The sequence below is a fragment of the Streptomyces filamentosus genome (genome assembly GCF_014654895.1).
GTDB lineage: Bacteria > Actinomycetota > Actinomycetes > Streptomycetales > Streptomycetaceae > Streptomyces > Streptomyces filamentosus.
Window position 1 is genome coordinate 632,644 of sequence record NZ_BNBE01000002.1, and the last position, 18,915, is coordinate 651,558.

6 protein-coding genes are annotated in these 18,915 nt (G+C 75.5%); all 6 read left to right on the forward strand.

Features of this window, described 5'->3' with window-relative positions; all coding sequences use genetic code 11:
- Nucleotides 1–126: 126 nt before the first annotated feature.
- The gene (locus tag IE326_RS21825; RefSeq protein ID WP_229915559.1) at nt 127–1,257 is read left to right on the forward strand and encodes a glycoside hydrolase family 12 protein; all 1,131 of its coding nucleotides are present in this window, start codon (nt 127–129) and stop codon (nt 1,255–1,257) included.
- 103 nt (nt 1,258–1,360) lie between these two features.
- A complete protein-coding gene (locus IE326_RS21830; protein WP_190042708.1) occupies nt 1,361–2,476 on the forward strand; it encodes a lytic polysaccharide monooxygenase in 1,116 nt (371 codons plus the stop codon).
- Between the two features lie 894 nt (nt 2,477–3,370).
- Nucleotides 3,371–6,562, forward strand: coding sequence for a non-ribosomal peptide synthetase (locus IE326_RS21835; protein ID WP_190042709.1), 3,192 nt, complete (start codon nt 3,371–3,373; stop codon nt 6,560–6,562).
- A gap of 138 nt (nt 6,563–6,700) precedes the next feature.
- Nucleotides 6,701–12,436, forward strand: coding sequence for a non-ribosomal peptide synthetase/MFS transporter (locus IE326_RS21840; protein WP_190042710.1), 5,736 nt, complete (start codon nt 6,701–6,703; stop codon nt 12,434–12,436).
- Entirely contained in the window at nt 12,433–15,663 is a 3,231-nt protein-coding gene (locus IE326_RS21845) for a non-ribosomal peptide synthetase (RefSeq protein WP_190042711.1), read from the forward strand. Before IE326_RS21840 ends, IE326_RS21845 begins: the two co-directional genes overlap by 4 nt.
- A 167-nt stretch (nt 15,664–15,830) precedes the next feature.
- Complete coding sequence (locus IE326_RS21850; protein WP_229915560.1) at nt 15,831–18,890, forward strand: AMP-binding protein; 3,060 nt, start codon at nt 15,831–15,833, stop codon at nt 18,888–18,890.
- Nucleotides 18,891–18,915 lie beyond the last annotated feature (25 nt).

The following is an 18,915-nucleotide window of genomic DNA, read 5'->3' on the forward strand; positions in this document are numbered from 1 at the left end:
CCAGCTCCTACAGTGCCCACCAGTGCCACCGAATGGGAGCGCTCCCACAAGGTGGACGCCCCTTCCCCGGAAGGCTCTTCCGCTCCCCCGTCCCCTCACAGGCCACTCCTCCCCAGGAGGTTCCACGTGCGAGCGACCCCCCATCGCCCCAGGACCGTCCCCGGCGCGCTCGGCGCGCTGCTCCTCGCCCTCGTCGCCGTGCTCGCGACCCTCGCGGGGACCGCGCCCCCGGCCAGAGCCGACACCCTGGTCTGCGAGCAGTACGGCACCGCCACGGTCCAGGGCCGGTACGTCGTCCAGAACAACCGCTGGGGCACCGGCGCGGCCCAGTGCGTCACCGCCACCGACACGGGCTTCCGGGTGACCCGGGCGGACGGGTCCGTGCCGACCGACGGCCCGCCGAAGTCCTACCCTTCGCTCTTCAACGGCTGTCACTACACCCGCTGTTCGCCCGGCACCGCCCTCCCCGCCCGGATCGACGGCATCGCCGGGGCCCCGAGCAGCATCGCGTACGGCTTCGTCGGCGACGCCGTCTACAACGCCTCGTACGACATCTGGCTGGACCCGGCGCCCCGGACCGACGGGGTGAACCGGACCGAGATCATGATCTGGTTCCACCGGACCGGCCCGGTCCAGCCGATCGGCTCGCCGGTCGGCACCGCCACCGTGGGCGGGCGCTCCTGGCAGGTGTGGACGGGCGGCAACGGCACCAACGACGTCATCTCCTTCGTCGCGCCCTCGGCCCTCGCCGCGTGGAGCTTCGACGTCATGGACTTCGTCCGGGAGACCGTCGCCCGCGGCATGGCCAGGAACGACTGGTACCTGACGAGCGTCCAGGCCGGCTTCGAGCCCTGGCAGAACGGTGCCGGGCTCTCCGTGAACTCCTTCTCCTCGACGGTGGACCTCGGCACCCCGCCCTCCGGCCCCGGGGAGCCGGGCCCGGCGACGGCGTGCGAGGTCACGTTCACTCCGAACGTCTGGGCCGGCGGCTTCACCGCGAACGTCACCGTCGCCAACACCGGCCCGACCCCCGTCGACCCCTGGAATCTGGCCTTCACCCTGCCCCCGGGCCACCGGATCACCCAGGCGTGGAACGCCACCGTCTCCCCGTCCTCCGGCACCGTGACGGCGGCCGGCGTCGCCCACAACACGCGGATCGCGGCCGGAGGCAGCCAGAGCTTCGGCTTCCAGGGCACCTACAGCGGCACGTTCGCGCCACCGACCGGGTTCAGCCTCGGCGGCACCGTCTGCACCTGACCCGAGCCGCACGGCTGCCCGATCCCCCTGCTCCCCGAAGGAAAGCGCCGAAGGAGAACACCGAACGGACGCACCCGCCTCTCACACACGCACAGGAGACACCATGGCTGGACGCAAGAAACGACTCGCCTCCCTGGCGGCGGTGCTCGCGACCCTGCTCGCCGGAATCGGCCTGACCCTGCTGGGCCAGAGCAGCGCGCAGGCGCACGGCGTCACGATGATGCCGGGCTCGCGCACCTACCTCTGCTGGGTGGACGCCAAGACCGGCACCGGAAGCCTGGACCCGACCAACCCCGCCTGCAAGGCGGCGCTCGCCGAGAGCGGGCCGAACTCGCTGTACAACTGGTTCGCCGTGCTCGACTCCAACGCGGGCGGACGCGGCGCCGGTTACGTGCCGGACGGCACGCTGTGCAGCGCCGGAAACCGGTCGCCGTACGACTTCACCGGCTACAACGCGGCCCGCTCCGACTGGCCCCGCACGCACCTGACCTCGGGGCGGACGATCCAGGTCAAGCACAGCAACTGGGCCGCCCACCCCGGCTCCTTCCGGGTGTACCTCTCCAAGCCCGGCTACTCCCCCGCCACCGAACTGGGCTGGGACGACCTGGAGTTGATCCAGACCGTGACCGACCCGCCGCAGACGGGCTCCCCGGGCACGGACGGCGGGCACTACCACTGGGACCTGAACCTGCCCTCGGGGCGTTCGGGCGACGCGGTCCTCTTCATCCAGTGGGTCCGCTCGGACAGCCAGGAGAACTTCTTCTCCTGCTCGGACATCGTCTTCGACGGCGGCAACGGCGAGGTGACCGGCATCCGCGGCTCGGGCACCACCCCGACCCCGACACCGACCCCCACCCCCACTCCCACTCCCACGGAGCCGACTCCGACCCCGACGCCGACCGATCCGCACACCGGGTGCATGGCGGTCTACACCGTCGTCAACTCCTGGAGCGGCGGCTTCCAGGGCTCCGTCGAGGTGATGAACCACACCACGACGGCGCGCGACGGCTGGGCCGTCCGGTGGACACCGGGCACCGGCACCCGGATCAGCAGTCTGTGGAACGGCGCCCTGACCACCGGCACCGACGGCACGCTCACCGTCAGGAACGTCGACTACAACCGGACCGTCCCGCCGGACGGCAGCGTCACCTTCGGTTTCACCGCGACGTCCACCGGAAACGACCACCCGGTCGGTTCGATCGTCTGCGTCACCCCGTGACGGTCCTCCGGTACGGGTGAGGAGCGGGGGCTGTTCCCGTACGGAACGGGGGCAGCCCCCTCGCGGGCTCCGGCCGCGGCGCCACCCGGCCGGGGCGACCGCCCCCCCTCACGACCTCCTGCGCGGCCACCGCGACCGGGTGGCCCACCCGCGCCGCCGCCCCTGTCACGGATCCGGTCGCTCCTGTGCGCTTCCGGGCGCTCCCGAGGGAGCGGTTCGGTCGTCGGCCGGAGAGCCTTTTCGTCTGCCCCGTCGCCATGAGGCCAAACTCCGTACGACAGCGATTCGGCTGGTTCTGGTGCCCTGTCGTCCTCGCCGAAACCCGCCACGGAGGCATGGAGGGCGACGTCCGCGCGCGCCCGGTCTCCGCGGGCGGCCGGGCGCCGGGATCATCCGGATCACAGGTGCGCTGACCTGGGTATCGACGATCGCGTCAGTGCTCTGCGGGAAGATCCGTACTTCGCCGATCCACCTCTGTACAGAAGGGTGTTGACGCTCAGTCAGGGCTGATCATACACACGGATTCCGACGCGCAGACGGACGGAAAGCGACGCGGACATGATGGCCGATTCCGGACGGTGGGCGACCCTTGACGGTGTGTGGAGGTTGTGCGAATCTCTCGACAGGTCTGGACCAATGACCTTCATCGGGCGGGACCGCAGATACCAGACGCCTCGGGGCATCCCGGCGCGCCCTGCGGCCCTGTCCGTCCACGGCCGCGGCAGGTCCCCGGGGGGATGGATCTGCCGGCCACAGGCGAGACCCGCACCGCTGCCGAACCCGGCCGCCGCAGAACGCCACCGGCGACCGAAGCACCGCCGTGCGCGCCCCCGCGCCCGCACGTCCGTCCGCGCTGTTCCTCGACCCTGCTCCGACGTCCTAAGCGAGCTGCCGATGTCCGAAGTCCTCTCCCCGCCCGACCGCGTCCCGGCCTCCCCGGCCCAACAGGGGGTCTGGCTGACCGATCGGCTGGGACTGGCCCGCGAGGCGTTCCACGTGCCCGTGCGGATCTCCTTCGACCAGGTCGACACGACGGCGCTGGCCCGCGCGGTGGACGCCGTGGTCGGGCGCCATCCGTCCCTCGCCGCCCGGCTGGTGGAGCGCGGCGGCCGGGTCCGGCAGGAGCCCGCCGCACGCCGTCCCGAGCTGGCGAGCCTCGAAGCCCCTGCGGACGAGGCCGAGCTGGAGAAAGCCCTGGAGGAGGAGGCCGCCCGTCCGTTCGTGCTGGAAACCGGTCCCCTCAGTCGTTTCGCCCTGTACCGGCGCGTCGACGGGAGCGCCGAACTGCTGGTCACCGCCCATCACTCGGTCTTCGACGGCAACTCCAAGGACGTCCTGACCCGGGACCTCGCAGCCGCTTACCGCGCCGCACCCCTCCCCGCGCCCCCTTCCACCCCCGCCGCGCCTCCGGCCGCGGACCCGGACACCGTGCGGAAGGCCGCCGAGTGGTACGGCCCGCGCTGGGCCGCCGCCACCGAACCGGTCCTGCCCGGGGCGCCGCGCACCCCGGCCGCCGCCGGGGCGGGCGAGGCGGTCGAGTGGCACCTCGAAGGCCCGGCGGCCCGCGAGCTGGCCGCCGCGGCCTCCCTCACCGGCACCACCGTCTTCGAGTTCCTGCTGGCGGCCCTGCACGCACTGCTGCGCCGCTACGGCGGCGAGGCGGTCCCGGTGTCCGTACCGTTCTCCACGCGCACGCCCGAACTCCGTGACGAGATAGGGATGTTCGTCAACGAACTGCCGGTCCACGCGCCGGCCGCCGGCGCCTCCCCGGACGGCGCGCCGCAGACCTTCGCCGCCTTCGCCTCCGCCGTCCGGGCGGAGCTGCGGGGCGGCTACCCGTACCGGGGCGTGCCCTTCGGGTCGGTCGTCGCCGGCCTGGGACCCCGGGTGGGCCTGACCGCTGTCTCGCTCGGCTACCGCCGGCGCGGACCGGACCCGGACTTCACTGGCACCGGCGCCCGGATCGCCTGGGCCGTGCACAACCGCACCGCCCGCAACACCCTCCACCTCCAGATCGTCGAGGCCCCCGGCACCGCGGACGGCCCCGGTGCCCCTGGTCGTCCGGGCGGCCCCGGCGGTCCGGGCGGGCGGCTCGACTTCAGCCTCCAGTACGACCCCGCCGTGCTCGCCCCCGACACCGCGCGGCGGATCGCCGGCCACTACCGCACCCTGCTCGACGGGGCGGTCACCGCGCCCGGCACGCCGCTGCCGGACCTGCCGCTCCTGGACGCCGCCGAGCTCCGGGCCGTCACCACCGGCCCGAACGCCACCGAGCGCCCCTATCCTGCCGACCGGACCGTGCTCGACCTCGTCCGCGACCGGGCCGCCGCCACCCCCGGAGCGATCGCGGTCAGCGCCGTCGACCGCCGCCTCGGATACCGCGAACTCATGGAGCGGACCGACCAGTTGGCCGGAGCGCTGCGCGCCGGGGGCGTCCGGCCGGGTGACCTGGTCGCCCTCCACCTGGGCCGCACCGCCGACCTGCCCGCCGCGCTGCTCGCGACCCTCGCCGCCGGTGCGGCCTATCTGCCGCTGGACCCCGGCTACCCCGCCGAGCGGCTCGCCCTCGTCCTGCGCGACTCGGGAGCCGTGCTGGTGCTCACCGACCGCGAGCTGCCGCCCGCGGTCGCCGACGCCGCCCCCGCGGTCCTGCGGCTCCCGGCGCCGTCCGCGCAGGACCCGGCCGGGGCCGCCTCCGAGCCGGGCACGGCCCCCGGACCGGACGACGTGGCGTACGTCCTCTACACCTCCGGCTCCACGGGCCGCCCCAAGGGCGTCGCGGTCGGCCACCGGGCGCTGGTCAACCTGCTCACCTCCTTCGCCGACCGGCTCGGCTCCGGCCCCGGGGACGCCTGGCTCGGCCTGACCTCGCTCTCGTTCGACATCTCCGCGCTGGAGCTGTACCTGCCGCTGGTCACCGGCGGCCGGCTGGTCCTGGCCCCGGACGGCCTCGCCGTCGACGGTCCCGGGCTGCTCGCGCTGATCGGCACCGAGGGCGTCACCCACGTCCAGGCCACCCCGTCCGGCTGGCGGGTCATGCTCGCGGCGGGACCCGGCACCGCGGCGCTCGCCGCCGTCACGGCCCTGGCCGGCGGCGAGGCGCTGCCGCTGCCGCTCGCCCGCGACCTCCGGGCGCGCACCGCCCGGCTGTTCAACGTGTACGGGCCGACCGAGACCACCATCTGGTCCACTTGCGCCGAACTCCCCGCCCGGCCCGAACGGGTCGGCATCGGCCGGCCGATCGCCAACACCCAGGTCTACGTCGTCGACGAGCGGCTGAACCCCGCCCCGCTCGGCATCCCGGGGGAGCTCCTGATCGGCGGGGACGGCGTCGCCCACGGCTACCTCGGCCGCCCCGGGCTCACCGCCGACCGCTTCGTGCCGAACCCCTTCGGCCCGCCCGGCACCCGGCTCTACCGCACCGGGGACCAGGCCGTCCGGACACCGGAGGGCGCACTCGAATTCCTCGGCCGGATCGACGACCAGGTCAAGATCCGGGGGCACCGGATCGAGCCCGTCGAGATCGAGTCCGCCCTGCTGGAGCACCCGGCCGTCGCCCAGGCCGCCGTCGCCGTCCACACCGAGGAGGACGGCGAGCCGTTCCTGGCCGGCTACCTGGTCCCGGCCGACGGCGCCCCTCCGGCCGCCTCCGCCGAACTGCGCGACCACCTGCTGCGCACGCTGCCCGCCGCGATGGTCCCGCAGCGCTGGCTCACCGTGGACCGCCTGCCGCTCACCCCGAACGGCAAGCTGGACCGGCGGGCCCTGCCCGTACCGGCGCGCGAGGCCCCGGCCCCGCGGCCCGCCGGTACCGACACGGTCGCCGGAACCGGGACGGACGAGACCGGCGGGGCGGAAGGGACGGACGAGACGCTCCGGACGGTGCTCCGGATCTGGGCCGAGGTGCTCGACCTGCCCGGCGTCGGGCCCGAGGACGATCTGTTCGACCTCGGCGGACACTCGCTGACGGTGGTGCGGATCGCCTCCCGGATCCGCGACGCGCTCGGCGTGGAGGTGGAGTTCGACGTCTTCTTCGACGTCCCGACCCCGGCCGGCATCGCCGCCGCCGTCCGCGCGCGCCAGTAGCCCGCTCCTCCTCTTCCCTCCCCTTCCCCCGCCCGTCACCAGGGCACGGCCCGGCCGTGCCCTGCCCCGACGTGCCCGCATCCGCTCCCCTCCCCTCCCTCCCTCCCTTGTCCTCCCGAACGCCCGAACAGGACCCCGATGACCGATCTCCAGGACCTGCCCCCCGACTGGTCCGCGACCAAGCGCGCCCTGCTCAGCCGGCGGCTGCGCGGCGCAGCGACCCCCGCCCGGGTGGTGGACCCCCGTCCGGCGGGCACCGCGCCGCCGCTCTCCAGCGGTCAGGAGCGGCTCTGGTTCATGGACCAGTTCTCGCCCGGCTCCACGGCCTACACGCTGGCGCCGGCCCGCCGCTTCCGGGGCCCCTTCGACCGTGCCGCGCTGGACGCCGCGCTGACCGACCTGGTGGCCCGGCACGAGAGCCTGCGGATGACCTTCGGCACCACCGACGACGGCACCGCCGAGGTCCGGATCGCCGAGCCCGCGCCCTTCACCGCCCGGTACGCGGACGCCGGTACGGCCCCGGGCACCGACACCGGTGCGCCTCCGGACGCGCGGGCCGCCGCCGCGCTCGGTGCGCTGATCGCGGAGCCCTTCGACCTCCGCACCGGTCCCCTGCTGCGCGCCCTGGTGGTCCGCGTCGGGGAGGACGACCACGTCCTCGCCCTCGTGATGCACCACATCATCTGCGACGGCTGGTCGATCGACCTCCTCAACCGCGAGCTCGACGTCCGCTACGCCCACCACGCCCACGGCGAGCCCGGCGAACTCCCTCCTCTGGAGGTACAGTTCGGCGACTACGCGGCCTGGCAGCGGGCCCGTCTGGAGAGCGGTGATCTCGCCGCCTCGCGCGCGTACTGGCGGGAGGCGCTCGACGGCGTCCCAGCCCTGGAGCTGCCCTCCGACCGGCCCCGCCCGCCGCTGTTCACCTTCGACGGGGCCGCGGTCGAATTCCGCTGGAACACAGAACTCTCCCTCCGCATCAGCGAGTTGGCGCGCAATCATGGCGCGTCCACGTACATGGTGCTGATGGCCGCCTTCCAGGCGCTGCTGAGCCGGCACACCGGGCAGTACGACTTCGCGGTCGGGTCCGCCGTCGCCGGCCGTCTCCACCGCGAACTCGAGAACGTGGTCGGGGCGTTCGTCAACATGCTGCCGATCCGCGCCCGGCTCTCCGCCGACCTGGAGTTCGGCCGGCTGGTCGACCTGGTGCGCGAGACGACGCTCGACGCGTACGCGCACCAGGAGGTGCCGTTCGAGCAGATGGTCAACGACCTCGCCGTGGAGCGCGACGTCAGCCGCGCCGCCGTCTTCCAGACGACCTTCGCCTTCCAGAACTACGGCGACCGCGCCGCCGGTCCCGCCACGGGTCCGGCGGGCCTGGCCGCCGAGGGCTTCGGCTACGAGGCCACCACCACCCACGCCGACCTCGCCCTCTACATGCGCGAGGAGGCGGACGGCGGCCTCTACGGGCTGCTCACCTACCGCACCGACCTCTTCGACGCCGGGACCGCCGAGCGTCTCGTCGAGCGGTTCGAACTGCTGGCCTCGGCCGCCGTCGCCGAACCCGCGCTGCCGGTCGGCCGACTGCCGCTGCTCGGGGAGGCCGAGCGCACGGCCGTCCTGGAGACCTGGGCCGCCGGTCCCGCGCTGCCGGACGACGGGCCCGCCACGCTCACCCGGGCGCTGGCGGACGCCGCGGCCCGGACGCCCGACGCCCCCGCGCTGGTCTTCGGGGACCGCACGCTGACCCACGGCGACCTCGACCGCCGGGCCACGGCCATGGCCCGGCGGCTGCGGGCGCTGGGGGTGGGCGCGGACGACCGGGTGGCCGTCTGCCTGGAGCAGTCGGCCGAGCTGGCGGTCGCCCTGGTCGCCGTCCTCAAGGCGGGCGGCGGCTATCTGCCGCTCGACCCCGAGCAGCCCCCCGCCCGGCTCACCCGTCTGGTCACCGACGCCGGGGCGAAGGTCCTGGTCACCGACACGGCGCTGAGGGCACGCTTCGGCGACCATCCGGCGGCCGAGCTGCTGACCGACGACGGCGGCGCGGCGGCGGACGGCACCGGAGCGGACGGAAGCCAGGAAGGCGGGGCCGGGGAGGACGGAACCCCGCTGGAGGAGGTCTCCGGCCCCGACGACCTCGCGTACGTGATCTACACCTCGGGCTCCACCGGCGCACCCAAGGGCGTCGCCGTGCAGCACCGCCAGTTCCTCAACTACCTGGCGGGCGTGAGCGAGCGCCTGCGGATCGAACCGGGCGCCTCCTTCGGGCTGTTGCAGTCGCTCTCCTTCGACTTCAGCATGACCATGCTCTACCTGGCGCTCACGACCGGCGGCCGGGTGCACCTGCTGCCGCGCCGGATCGCGGGCGTGGAGCTGGCGGCGGAGATCGAGCGGGCCGGCATCGACCACCTGAAGATGACGCCCTCCCACCTGGCCGCGCTGACCGCCGACGCGCCGATGGAGCGGCTGCTGCCGCGCCGTTCGCTGGTCCTCGGCGGCGAGGCGAGCAGCCTCTCCTGGGCGGCGGGCATCGCCGCGCTGGGCCGGTGCGCGGTGTTCAACCACTACGGGCCGACCGAGGCGACGGTGGGCATCACCGTCCACGAGGTCACCGCCGGCGCCCCGGACGCGCCGGGCAGCACCCCCATCGGCAGACCGCTGGCCGGTGGCCGCTGCTACGTCCTGGACGAGGCCCTCAACCCCGTACCGCCGGGCGTCACCGGCGAGCTGTACGTGGGCGGGGACCGGCTCGCCCGGGGTTATCTGGGCCGGCCGGACCTGACGGCCGAACGGTTCCTGCACGACCCGTACGCGGGTCCGCACGCCGCCCCGTACGGCCCCCCGCATGACGACGCCCCGTCCCCCGCCCCGCACGACGGCCCCTACGACGGCCCGCGGATGTACCGCACCGGAGACCTGGCGCGCTGGCGGGCCGACGGGACGCTGGAGTACCTCGGCCGCGGCGACGACCAGATCAAGGTCCGCGGCTACCGGGTCGAGCCCGGGGAGATCGAGGCCGCGCTGACCGCCCTGCCGGGCATCACCCAGGCGGTGGTCCTGGCCCGGGGCGAGGGCGTCCGGCAGAACCTCGTCGCCTACCTGGAGCGTCCCGCCGGCGGCGAACCCCCGGCCGCCGCCGCACTGCGCGCCGTCCTGGGCGAGGTCCTGCCCGACCACATGGTCCCGGCCCGCTACGTCGTGCTGGAGCGGTTCCCGCTGCTCGCCCACGGCAAGGTCGACCGGAAGGCGCTGCCCGCGCCCGCGGACGGCCCGGCCGGCGGCGGGCACACCGAGCCCGAGGGCGAGACCGAGCAGGTGATCGCCGCCATCTGGGCGGACCTCCTGGAGCTCCCCCGGGTCGGCGCGCTGGACGACTTCTTCGAGCTCGGCGGCCACTCCCTCCTCGCCACCCAGGTGGTCGCGCGGATGCGCCGCGCCTTCCCCGGCCTGGCCGTCCCGGTCGGCGTGATGGACCTCTTCAAGCACCCCACGGTCCGGCGGCTCGCCGCGCGGGTCACCGCCCCCGGGGGCGACGACGGCCCGCGCGGCCTGCTCCACCGGCTCACCCCCGAGCGCGTCAGGACGACCGCCAGCGTCATCTGCGCCCCCTACGGCGGCGGCAGCGCGCTGATCTACAAGCCGCTCGCCGACGCCCTGCCCGCCGACTGGGCCCTGTACTCCCTCGCCGTCCCCGGCCACGAGCTGGGCGAGGAGCCGATGGACGCCGACGAGGTCGCCCGGCTCTGCGCCGAGGAGGTCCTCGCAGGGATCCCCGGCCCGCTCGTGTTCTACGGGCACTGCGGGGTCGGGGTCCGGCTCGTCGTGGAGACCGCCCGCCGGCTGGAGGCGGCCGGCCGGGAGATCGACGCCCTCCACCTCGGCGGCATCTTCCCCTTCGCCCGTCCGAAGGGCCGCGGCGCCGCGCTCGCCGAGCGCTTCGCCGAGCTGGCCGCCCGGCTGCGCAGCGACCAGGGCATGATCAACACCCTGTCGGCGGCGGGCCTGGACGTCGCCGACGTCGACGAGGAGCAACTGCGGCTGATCCTGCACAACCGCCGGGTCGGGACCAAGGGCGCCGAACGCTACTTCGGCGAGCTGTACGAGAGCGAGGGCGGCACCCTCGCGGCGCCGGTGATCTCCGTCTGCGGCGACCGCGATCCGGCGACCGAGTTCCACCAGGAGCGGTTCCGCGAGTGGCACCGGATCAGCGGGACCGCCGCCGTGGTGGTCCTGGACGAGGCCGGGCACTTCTACCTCAAGTACCGCGCGGCGGAGCTGGCCGTCATCCTGACGGAGGTCCACCGCTCGCTCGCCGCCGGGGAGGAGGCCCGCCACGAACGCGCCCCCGGCTCCACCTGGTGGCTGGCCGGCGTCTCCCGCGACGGGACGAACACGGATACGGGTACGGCTGAGGTCCCGGGAACGGATACGGGCGAGGCCCCGGAGGCGGGACCGGAAGAGAGGCCGCGGAGGAGACCGTCCGGGGGCCGCGCGCGCCGGCCCGTCCGCCCCACCATGGCCCGTTTCCTCGCCGTGGCCACCGGGCAGCAGCTCTCGATGATCGGCTCGGCCCTCACCGAGTTCGCCCTGCCGATCTGGATCTACCTCCAGACGGGTTCGCTGGTCCACCTCGGTCTGCTCGCCGCCTTCGGCCTGGTGCCGAGCATCCTGGTCGCCCCGCTGGCGGGCGCCGTCGTCGACCGGGGCGACCGCCGCCGGGTGATGCTGTGGGGCGACGTCGCGGCCGGTCTGACCCAGGCGGCCCTGCTGGTGCTCCACCTGACCGGTTCGCTGGAGGTCTGGCACTGCTACGTCCTGGTGGCCCTGCTCTCCGCCTCGCTCGCCTTCCAGCGCGTCGCCTGGGGCTCGGCGGTGCCGCAGCTGGTGCCCAAGCGGTTCCTCGGCCGGGCCAACGGCGTGGTCCAGATGGCCCTCGGCCTGGCGCAGTTCCTCGTGCCGCTGATCGCGGTCGGCATCCTGCACGCCGTCGGCCTCGGCGGCATCCTGGTCTTCGACGTCGTCAGCTATCTGATCGCGACCGGCGTCACCCTCGCGGTGCGCTTCCCCGACGCGATGGCAGCCACCCGCCGCGAGAGCGTCGGCGCGGAGATCCGGGCGGGCTTCGGGCGGGCGCTCGGCAGCCGCCACTTCAGGGCCATGCTGTTCTGGTTCGCGGCCCTGAACGTCTTCCTCTCCCCGCTCTTCCTCCTCGTCACCCCGCTGGTGCTGTCCTTCTCGACGACCGCCGCCGCCGGCTGGGTCTCCACCGCGGCGGGCCTGGGGGCGGTCCTCGGCGGGCTCACCCTGCTGGTGTGGGGAGGGCCCCGGCGGCTGCGGCTGCGCGGGGTGCTGATCGCCACCCTCGGCCTCGCCGCCGCCTGCGTCGTCACCGGCCTGCGGCCCTCGGTGGCCGTGGTCGCCGCCGGCGCGTTCGGCATGACCTACGGGCTCGCGCTGCTCAACGGCATCTACGCGACGGTCGTCCAGACGAAGGTGCCGACGCGCTTCCACGGCCGGGTGATCGCGGTGAACACCATGGTCGCCTGGTCCACCCTGCCGATCGGCTTCGCCCTGGTCGCCCCGGCGGGGCCCGCGCTGCTCCAGCCCCTGATGGACGAGGGCGGGGCGCTGGCCTCCAGCGTCGGCGCGCTGATCGGCACCGGCGACGGGCGCGGCATCGGCCTGCTCTACCTGCTGTTCGGCCTCGCCATGGCCGCGCTCGTCCTGATCAGCTTCTGCATCCCCGTCCTGGCCCGGTTCGACCACGAGGTCCCGGACGCCGAGTCCGACGACCTGCTCGGCCTGGAGGTCCTGCGAGGCCGTGTGAAGAGCGAGGCCCCGCGGGACCTCGTGAAGAGCGAGAGGAACGCATGACCGCCCCGACCCCGATCGTCCGCCGTCCGCTGACCGACGAGCAGCGCCGTCTCTGGTTCCTCCAGCAACTGCATCCGGAGGACGCCGGGTTCAACATGTACCTGAACCGGCGCTGGACCGGTCCGGTCGATCCGCGGGCGCTGGGCGCGGCCCTCACCCGGCTCACCGACCGGCACCAGGTGCTGCGCACCCGGTTCGCCCTGGAGGACGAGCGGCCCGTCCAGCTCGTGGAGCCCGTACGGGACGTGGACGTGGCCCTGGTGTCGATACCGGACGCCGCGGAGGAGTCCTTCACCGCGGCCTGCGCCCCCTTCGTCAACGCCCCCTTCGACCTGGCCGAACGGCCGCCGCTGCGGGCCGTCCTGGTGAGCGCCGGCCCGGACGAGCACGCCCTGAGCGTGGTGGTCCACCACATCGTGTCGGACGGCTGGTCGTTCACCGTCCTGTGGCGCGAACTGCTCGCCCTGTACCGGGAGGAGACCGGCGAGGGCCCCGCCGGTCTTCCTGAGCTCCCGCTCCAGTTCGGCGACTTCGCCCTCGCCGAGCGGGCCAGGCTGGACGGCGGGGCGGCCGAGGAGGCGTTCCGGTACTGGAGCGGGCGCCTGGCCGGGGTCGGCGTCCTGCGGATGCCGCTGGACCGCCCCCGGCCCGCCGAGCCCACCCGTCCGGCGGGCTTCGTCGAACTCGCCCTCGGCACCGGCCTCGTCGCCGGGATCGACGCGCTCGCCCGCGAGCAGCGCTGCACCCCCTTCATGGTGCTGCTCGCCGCCTACCAGTGCGTGCTGGCCCGCTGGACGGGCAGTCACGACTTCGTCGTCGGCACCCCGCTGGCGGGGCGCGACGAGACCGCTCACGAGGCCCTGCTCGGCTACTTCTCCCGGACCGGCGTGATCCGCGCGGACCTCACCGGCGACCCCGGCTTCCGCACCGTGCTGCGCCGGGTGCGCGCCGCCACGGTGGCGGCGCTGTCCCACCAGGACGTGCCCGTCGAGCGGGTGGCCGCCGCGCTGGGACTGCCCGCGCTGCCCGGCTCCGGGCCGCTCCACCAGGCGGTGTTCGTCCACCAGAGCCAGTACGGGGCGGCGGGCGGCGAGGCTCCGGAGGTGCTGCCCGCGGGCGTCCGGACGGCACACATGGACTCCGGTTTCGACCGGGCCAAGACCGATCTGCTGCTGGACAGCTGGCGCACCCCGGACGGCGGGATGACGCTGTCGTTCTGCTTCGACCGGGAGCTCTTCGAGCGGTCCACGGTCGAGGCGCTGGCCGGCCGGGTCCGCGCCCTGCTCGCCCGGGCCGTCGTGGACGTGGAGGTCCCGCTGCACGGCGACTGGCTGCTGCCGGACGCGGAGCGCGCCGCGCTGCTCGCCCTCGGCACCGGGCCCGTCCTCGCCGGGCCCGCCCGCCCGGTCCTGCGCGGTTTTGCCGAGCAGGTCGCCGCCCGGCCCGGCGCGCCCGCCCTGGAGTGCGCGGGGAGCGTCCTGACGTACGGCGAACTCGACCGCGCTTCGGACGCGTTGGCCCGTCGTCTGGGTCCGGTGGCCGGGCGCGTGGTGGGGGTCCTGATCGAGCCGTCCCCTTCCCTGGTCACCGCCCTGCTGGCGATCTGGAAGGCCGGTGCGGGCTATCTGCCGCTCGACCCCGCGCACCCTGCCGAGCGCCGCCGGCTGATGCTCGGCGAGGCGGACGCCGTCCTGCTGCTCACCGGGGGCGAGAGCCCCGCCCCGGAGGCCCTGGACCTCGGGGTCCCGGTGCTGGCCGTCGACGGGACCGGGGACGCACCGGGGCGGGGCACGGAGGGCGCGCCGCCCGGGACGGACCCGGACGGCCTCGCGTACGTCCTCTACACCTCGGGGTCCACCGGCGCTCCCAAGGGCGTCGCCGTCGAGCACGCCGCGCTGGCGGAGCGCGTCCGGTGGATGGCCGGGCCGGAGGGGTACGGGCTGGGGCCGGGCGACCGGATCGTCCAGTTCGCCTCCATCGGCTTCGACACCCACGCCGAGGAGATCTGGCCCGCCCTGACGGCGGGCGCCTGCGTCGTCCTGCTGCCGGGCGGCGGGCGGACCCTGCCCGACCTGCTGTGCGAGGACGCGGGGAGGTCCGTCACCGTGCTCGACCTGCCCACCGCGTACTGGCAGGAACTGGTCTCGCTCGGGGACCGCGTGCCGTGGCCGCCGGCGCTGCGCCTGGTGGTGCTGGGCGGTTCCGAGGCCCGTGCCGACGCCGTCGCCCGGTGGCGGGAGCGGCACGGCGGCACGGTCCGGCTGGTCAACACCTACGGTCCGACCGAGGCCACCGTCATCGTCACGGCGGGCGACCTCGCCGGCGGGCCCGCCGGTCCGGGGGCGCCCGACGAGCGGCGGCCGCCGCTCGGCCGCCCGCTGCCCGGGGTGCGGCTCTACGTCCTGGACGAGCGCGGCGGACTGCTGCCCGCCGGCTGGGAGGGCGAGCTGTACGTCGGCGGCGCCGGGCTCGCGCGCGGCTATCTGGGCCGGCCCGGACCGACCGCGGACGCGTTCTCGCGGGATCCGTTCGCCGACGGGCCGGACGGCCGGATGTACCGTACGGGCGACCGCGTCCGGTGGCGCGCCGACGGGCAACTGGAGTTCCTCGGCCGCGCCGACGACCAGGTGAAGATCCGGGGCCACCGGATCGAGCCCGCCGAGATCGAGGCCGCCCTCACCGCCCACCCGGGCGTCGGCCGCGCGGCCGTGCTGGTCCGCGACGGGCGCCGGCTGGTCGCCTACGCCGTCCCGCGCACGGCCCCGGAGGAAGGCCCCGCCACGGGCGCGGACGAGCTGCGCGAGCACCTGGCGCTGCGGCTGCCGGCCTTCATGGTGCCGGAGACGGTGGTCCTGCTCGACGCCCTCCCGCTCACCGTCAACGGCAAGCTCGACGCCGCGGCCCTCCCCGACCCGGGCCCGGCGGGCGCCGCCGCCGGGCGCCTGGCGCCCCGCACCGAGGCCGAGGAGCTGGTCGTGGGCCTCTGGCGGGAGGTGCTCGGCGTGCCGGAGGTCGGCGTCCTGGACGACTTCCTCGCCCTCGGCGGGGACTCGCTCCTGGTCACCCGGGTCGCCGCCCGCATCCGGGCCGACGTCGGCCTCGACCTGTCGATCCGCGACGTCTTCGAGAGCCCCACCCCGGCCGCCCTGGCGGCCCGGATCGAGGCGCTCCTGATCGCCGAGATCGACGCCCTCAGCGAGGAGGAGGCCGCCGGCCGGCTGCGCTGACCCCGCGTACGAGGCCGGGGTCGCGTACGGGGACCGCCGCCCCGTCCGACCCCGGCTCCGCCCCTCGTCCCGCTCCCCACCCACTCTCTTCCCTCCTCTCTCCCCGCTCCCCGCTCCCTGCTCCCTGCTCCTCACGAATCGCACCGGAGAACGCCATCGCCAGCACCGTGCCGCCCGTCGCGGCGACCGTCCCCGAGCTCCTCGACGCGCGGGCCACCGAACACCCGGACCGCATCGCGCTGCACGTCGTCGGCGGCGGGGAACTCACCTACCGGCGCTGGCGCGAGGAGGCGCTGCGCGCCGCGGCGGGCCTGGCCGCCGCCGGCGTCGGACCGGGCGACCGGGTGGTGCTGCGGTTCTCCGGCGCGCGCTGGGACCGGTACGCCGTCGGGTTCCTCGCCGTCCAGTACGCGGGCGGGGTGCCCGTCCCGGTCCGCGAGGACCTGTCCGAGGAGGACGTCGCCGCCCTGGCCGCGTCGGCCGGGGCCGTCACGGTCCTGGCCGACGGCGGGCCGCCCGCCGTGCCGGGCCTGGGGGAGCTGGACCTGGACGCGCTGGTGGCGGCCTGCCCGCGGACGCCGGCCGGACCGCCGCACCGGGTCGGGCCGGACGATCCGGCCCAGGTGATCGGCACCTCCGGCACGACCGGCGCGCCCAAGGGCGTGGTCGCCGCGCACGGGAACCTGACCGCCGGGCTCGCCGTCCGTCCCCGGCACCGCGCCTACGCCCACTCGCGGTACTCCCTGCACGCCTTCCCGATCGGGACCAACGCGGGCCAGGTGATGCTGGTGAACGCGCTGACCGCCGCGCCCACCACCCTCAGCCTGCCGCGCTTCGACGCCGGGCGGTTCGGCGCGGCGGTCGAGGAGTTCGGGATCGGCACCGCCTTCCTGGTGCCCTCGATGGCGATCGAGCTGCTCAACGCGGGCACCCCGGAGCGGTACGACCTGAGCAGTCTGCGGCTGGTCAACTCCTCCGCCGCCGCGCTGCCCGTGCCGGTGGCGGCCGCACTGGCCGCGGCGCTGCCGGACGTGACGCTGGTCAACACGTACACCTCCGCGGAGGCGTCGCCCGCGCAGGTCTCCACCGTGGTCGATCCGCGCCGCCCCGGCTCGCTGGGCCGCCCGGCGGATCCGCGCGGCCTCCGGATCCTCGACGCGGACGGGGCGCCGCTGCCCGCCGGGCAGGTCGGCGAGGTCTGGCTGCGGCAGCCCGGCCCGGCCCGCCGCTACCTGGACGCCTCCGGGCCGGGCGGCCGGGTGTTCCGGGACGGCTGGGTGCGGATGGGCGACCTGGGCCGCCTCGGCCCGGACGGTCACCTGTACCTGGTCGACCGGGAGAGCGACGTCATCAAGAGCGGGGCCCTGAAGGTCTCCACGCTGCGGATCGAGGAGGTGCTGCACGGGCACCCCGGGGTCGCCGACGCCGCCGCGCTCGGCCTGCCGCACCCGGTGATGGGCGCCGTCCCGGTCGCGGTCGTGGTGGCCGGGCCCGGCGGGCTGGACCTGGACGGGCTCCGGCTGTACCTGGGCTCCCGGCTGAGCCGGGCCGAGCTGCCGGTCCGGATCCTGCTCGCGGACGACCTGCCCAGGAACCCGAGCGGCAAGGTGGTCAAGCACCGGCTCCGTCCGCTGTTCGACGCGCCCGCGGGGCCCGCCGGGGCCGCCGTCGCCCCGGCCACCCCGACGGAACTCCGGCTGGCCGGGATCTGGCGGCGGCTGCTGGGGCGGCCGGTCACCGACGTGGCCGCCGAGTTCTTCGCGCTCGGCGGCGACTCGTTCCGGGCGGTGCAGCTCGCCTCCGCCATCGGCGAGGAGTTCGGGCTGCGGGCCGGTACCGCCGTGGTCTTCGAACGGCCCTCGCTGCGCGCCCAGGCGGCCTGGGTGGACCGCCGCGACCGGCGGCCCGCCGCCGTCGCCGCCGGGGCGGCCGGCCCGGAGGACGTGCCGCCGTTCCTGGCCGCGCTCCGCGCGCAGCCGCACGCCGTCGCCCTGACCTCGCAGCAGGAGAACTTCTTCCGCTGGATGGCCGAGGCGCCGGGGCGGGACGCGGGCGCGGTGTCGGCGCTGTTCCGGGTGACCGACCGGCTCGAACCGGAGGTCCTGGGCCGGGCGCTCACCGAAGCGGTCCGGCGCCATCCCGCGCTGCGCACCCGGTTCGAGCCGGTGGGCGGCGGGGTCGTGCGGGCGGTGCTCGACGAGGAGCCCCGGGCGCGGATCACGCTGACCCGGGCGCCGGGGGCCACGGACGCGGAGGTGGACGCCCTGCTGCTGGCCGAGCGCGACCGGCTCACCGATCTGGCCCGTGACCCGATGACCCGGCTCCTGGTGGTCAGCCGGTCGGAGACCGACCACGTGGTGCTGGTCGCCGCGCACCACATGGTCTTCGACGGCTGGTCGGCCGGGGTGCTGCTGGCGGACCTCGGGGTGTTCTACTCCGCGCTGCGGCGGGGCCGTCCGGTGCCGCCGGCCCGGCCGGGTCCCGGCTACCGGGAGCTGGTGGAATGGGCGAACGGCCACTGGCCGGTCTCCCGCGCCCACTTCGGGGCTGCGCTGGCCGGTGCGCCGGAGGCCGTCGAACGGTTCGACGGGCGCCGGGACGTGGACGAAGTGCTGACGCAGGCCCACGAGTTCGAGGTTCCGGCGGAGGTGGCGCGGGCCCTCCGGGTCCGGGCGGGCGAGCTGGGCGCCACGCCCTTCCTGGCCGTCGCCGCGGCCTGGACCGGGCTGCTGGCGCGCCGCGGCGGGTCTCCCGACCTGGTGGTGATGACTCCGGTGCCCGGCCGTCCCCGGCCGGACGCCGAGCGGACGGTCGGCTGCTTCGTCCAGTCGCTGCTGCTGCGGGTGGACGCGAGCGGGGGGCCCGGTTTCGCGGAGCTGGTGGACCGGCTGCGGGTGGTCTACGGCGAGGCGCTGGACCACCAGCTGTACCCGTTCGCCGAGTTCAGCCCTTCCGCGCCGTTCGCGGCCTGGATCCGTTACGAGGCGTGGGCCGCGCCCGCGCAGCTGCCCGGCCTGGCCTGCGCGCCCTGGGAGCTGCCGCGCGGGAGCACCGTGCCCTGGCCGCTGCCGGGCGGCGACCGGGGGGTGCCCGAACTGACCGTGGTCGAGCGGCCGGACGGCGGTCTGCGGTGCTGGCTCCAGTACAACGCGCTGGCCTTCGGCCTTCCCGTGATCACCGGCCTGGCCGAGGAGTTCACCGCTGCGCTCGTCGCCGCCTGCGGATGACCGGGCCCCGCCCCCTCGGAGGCCG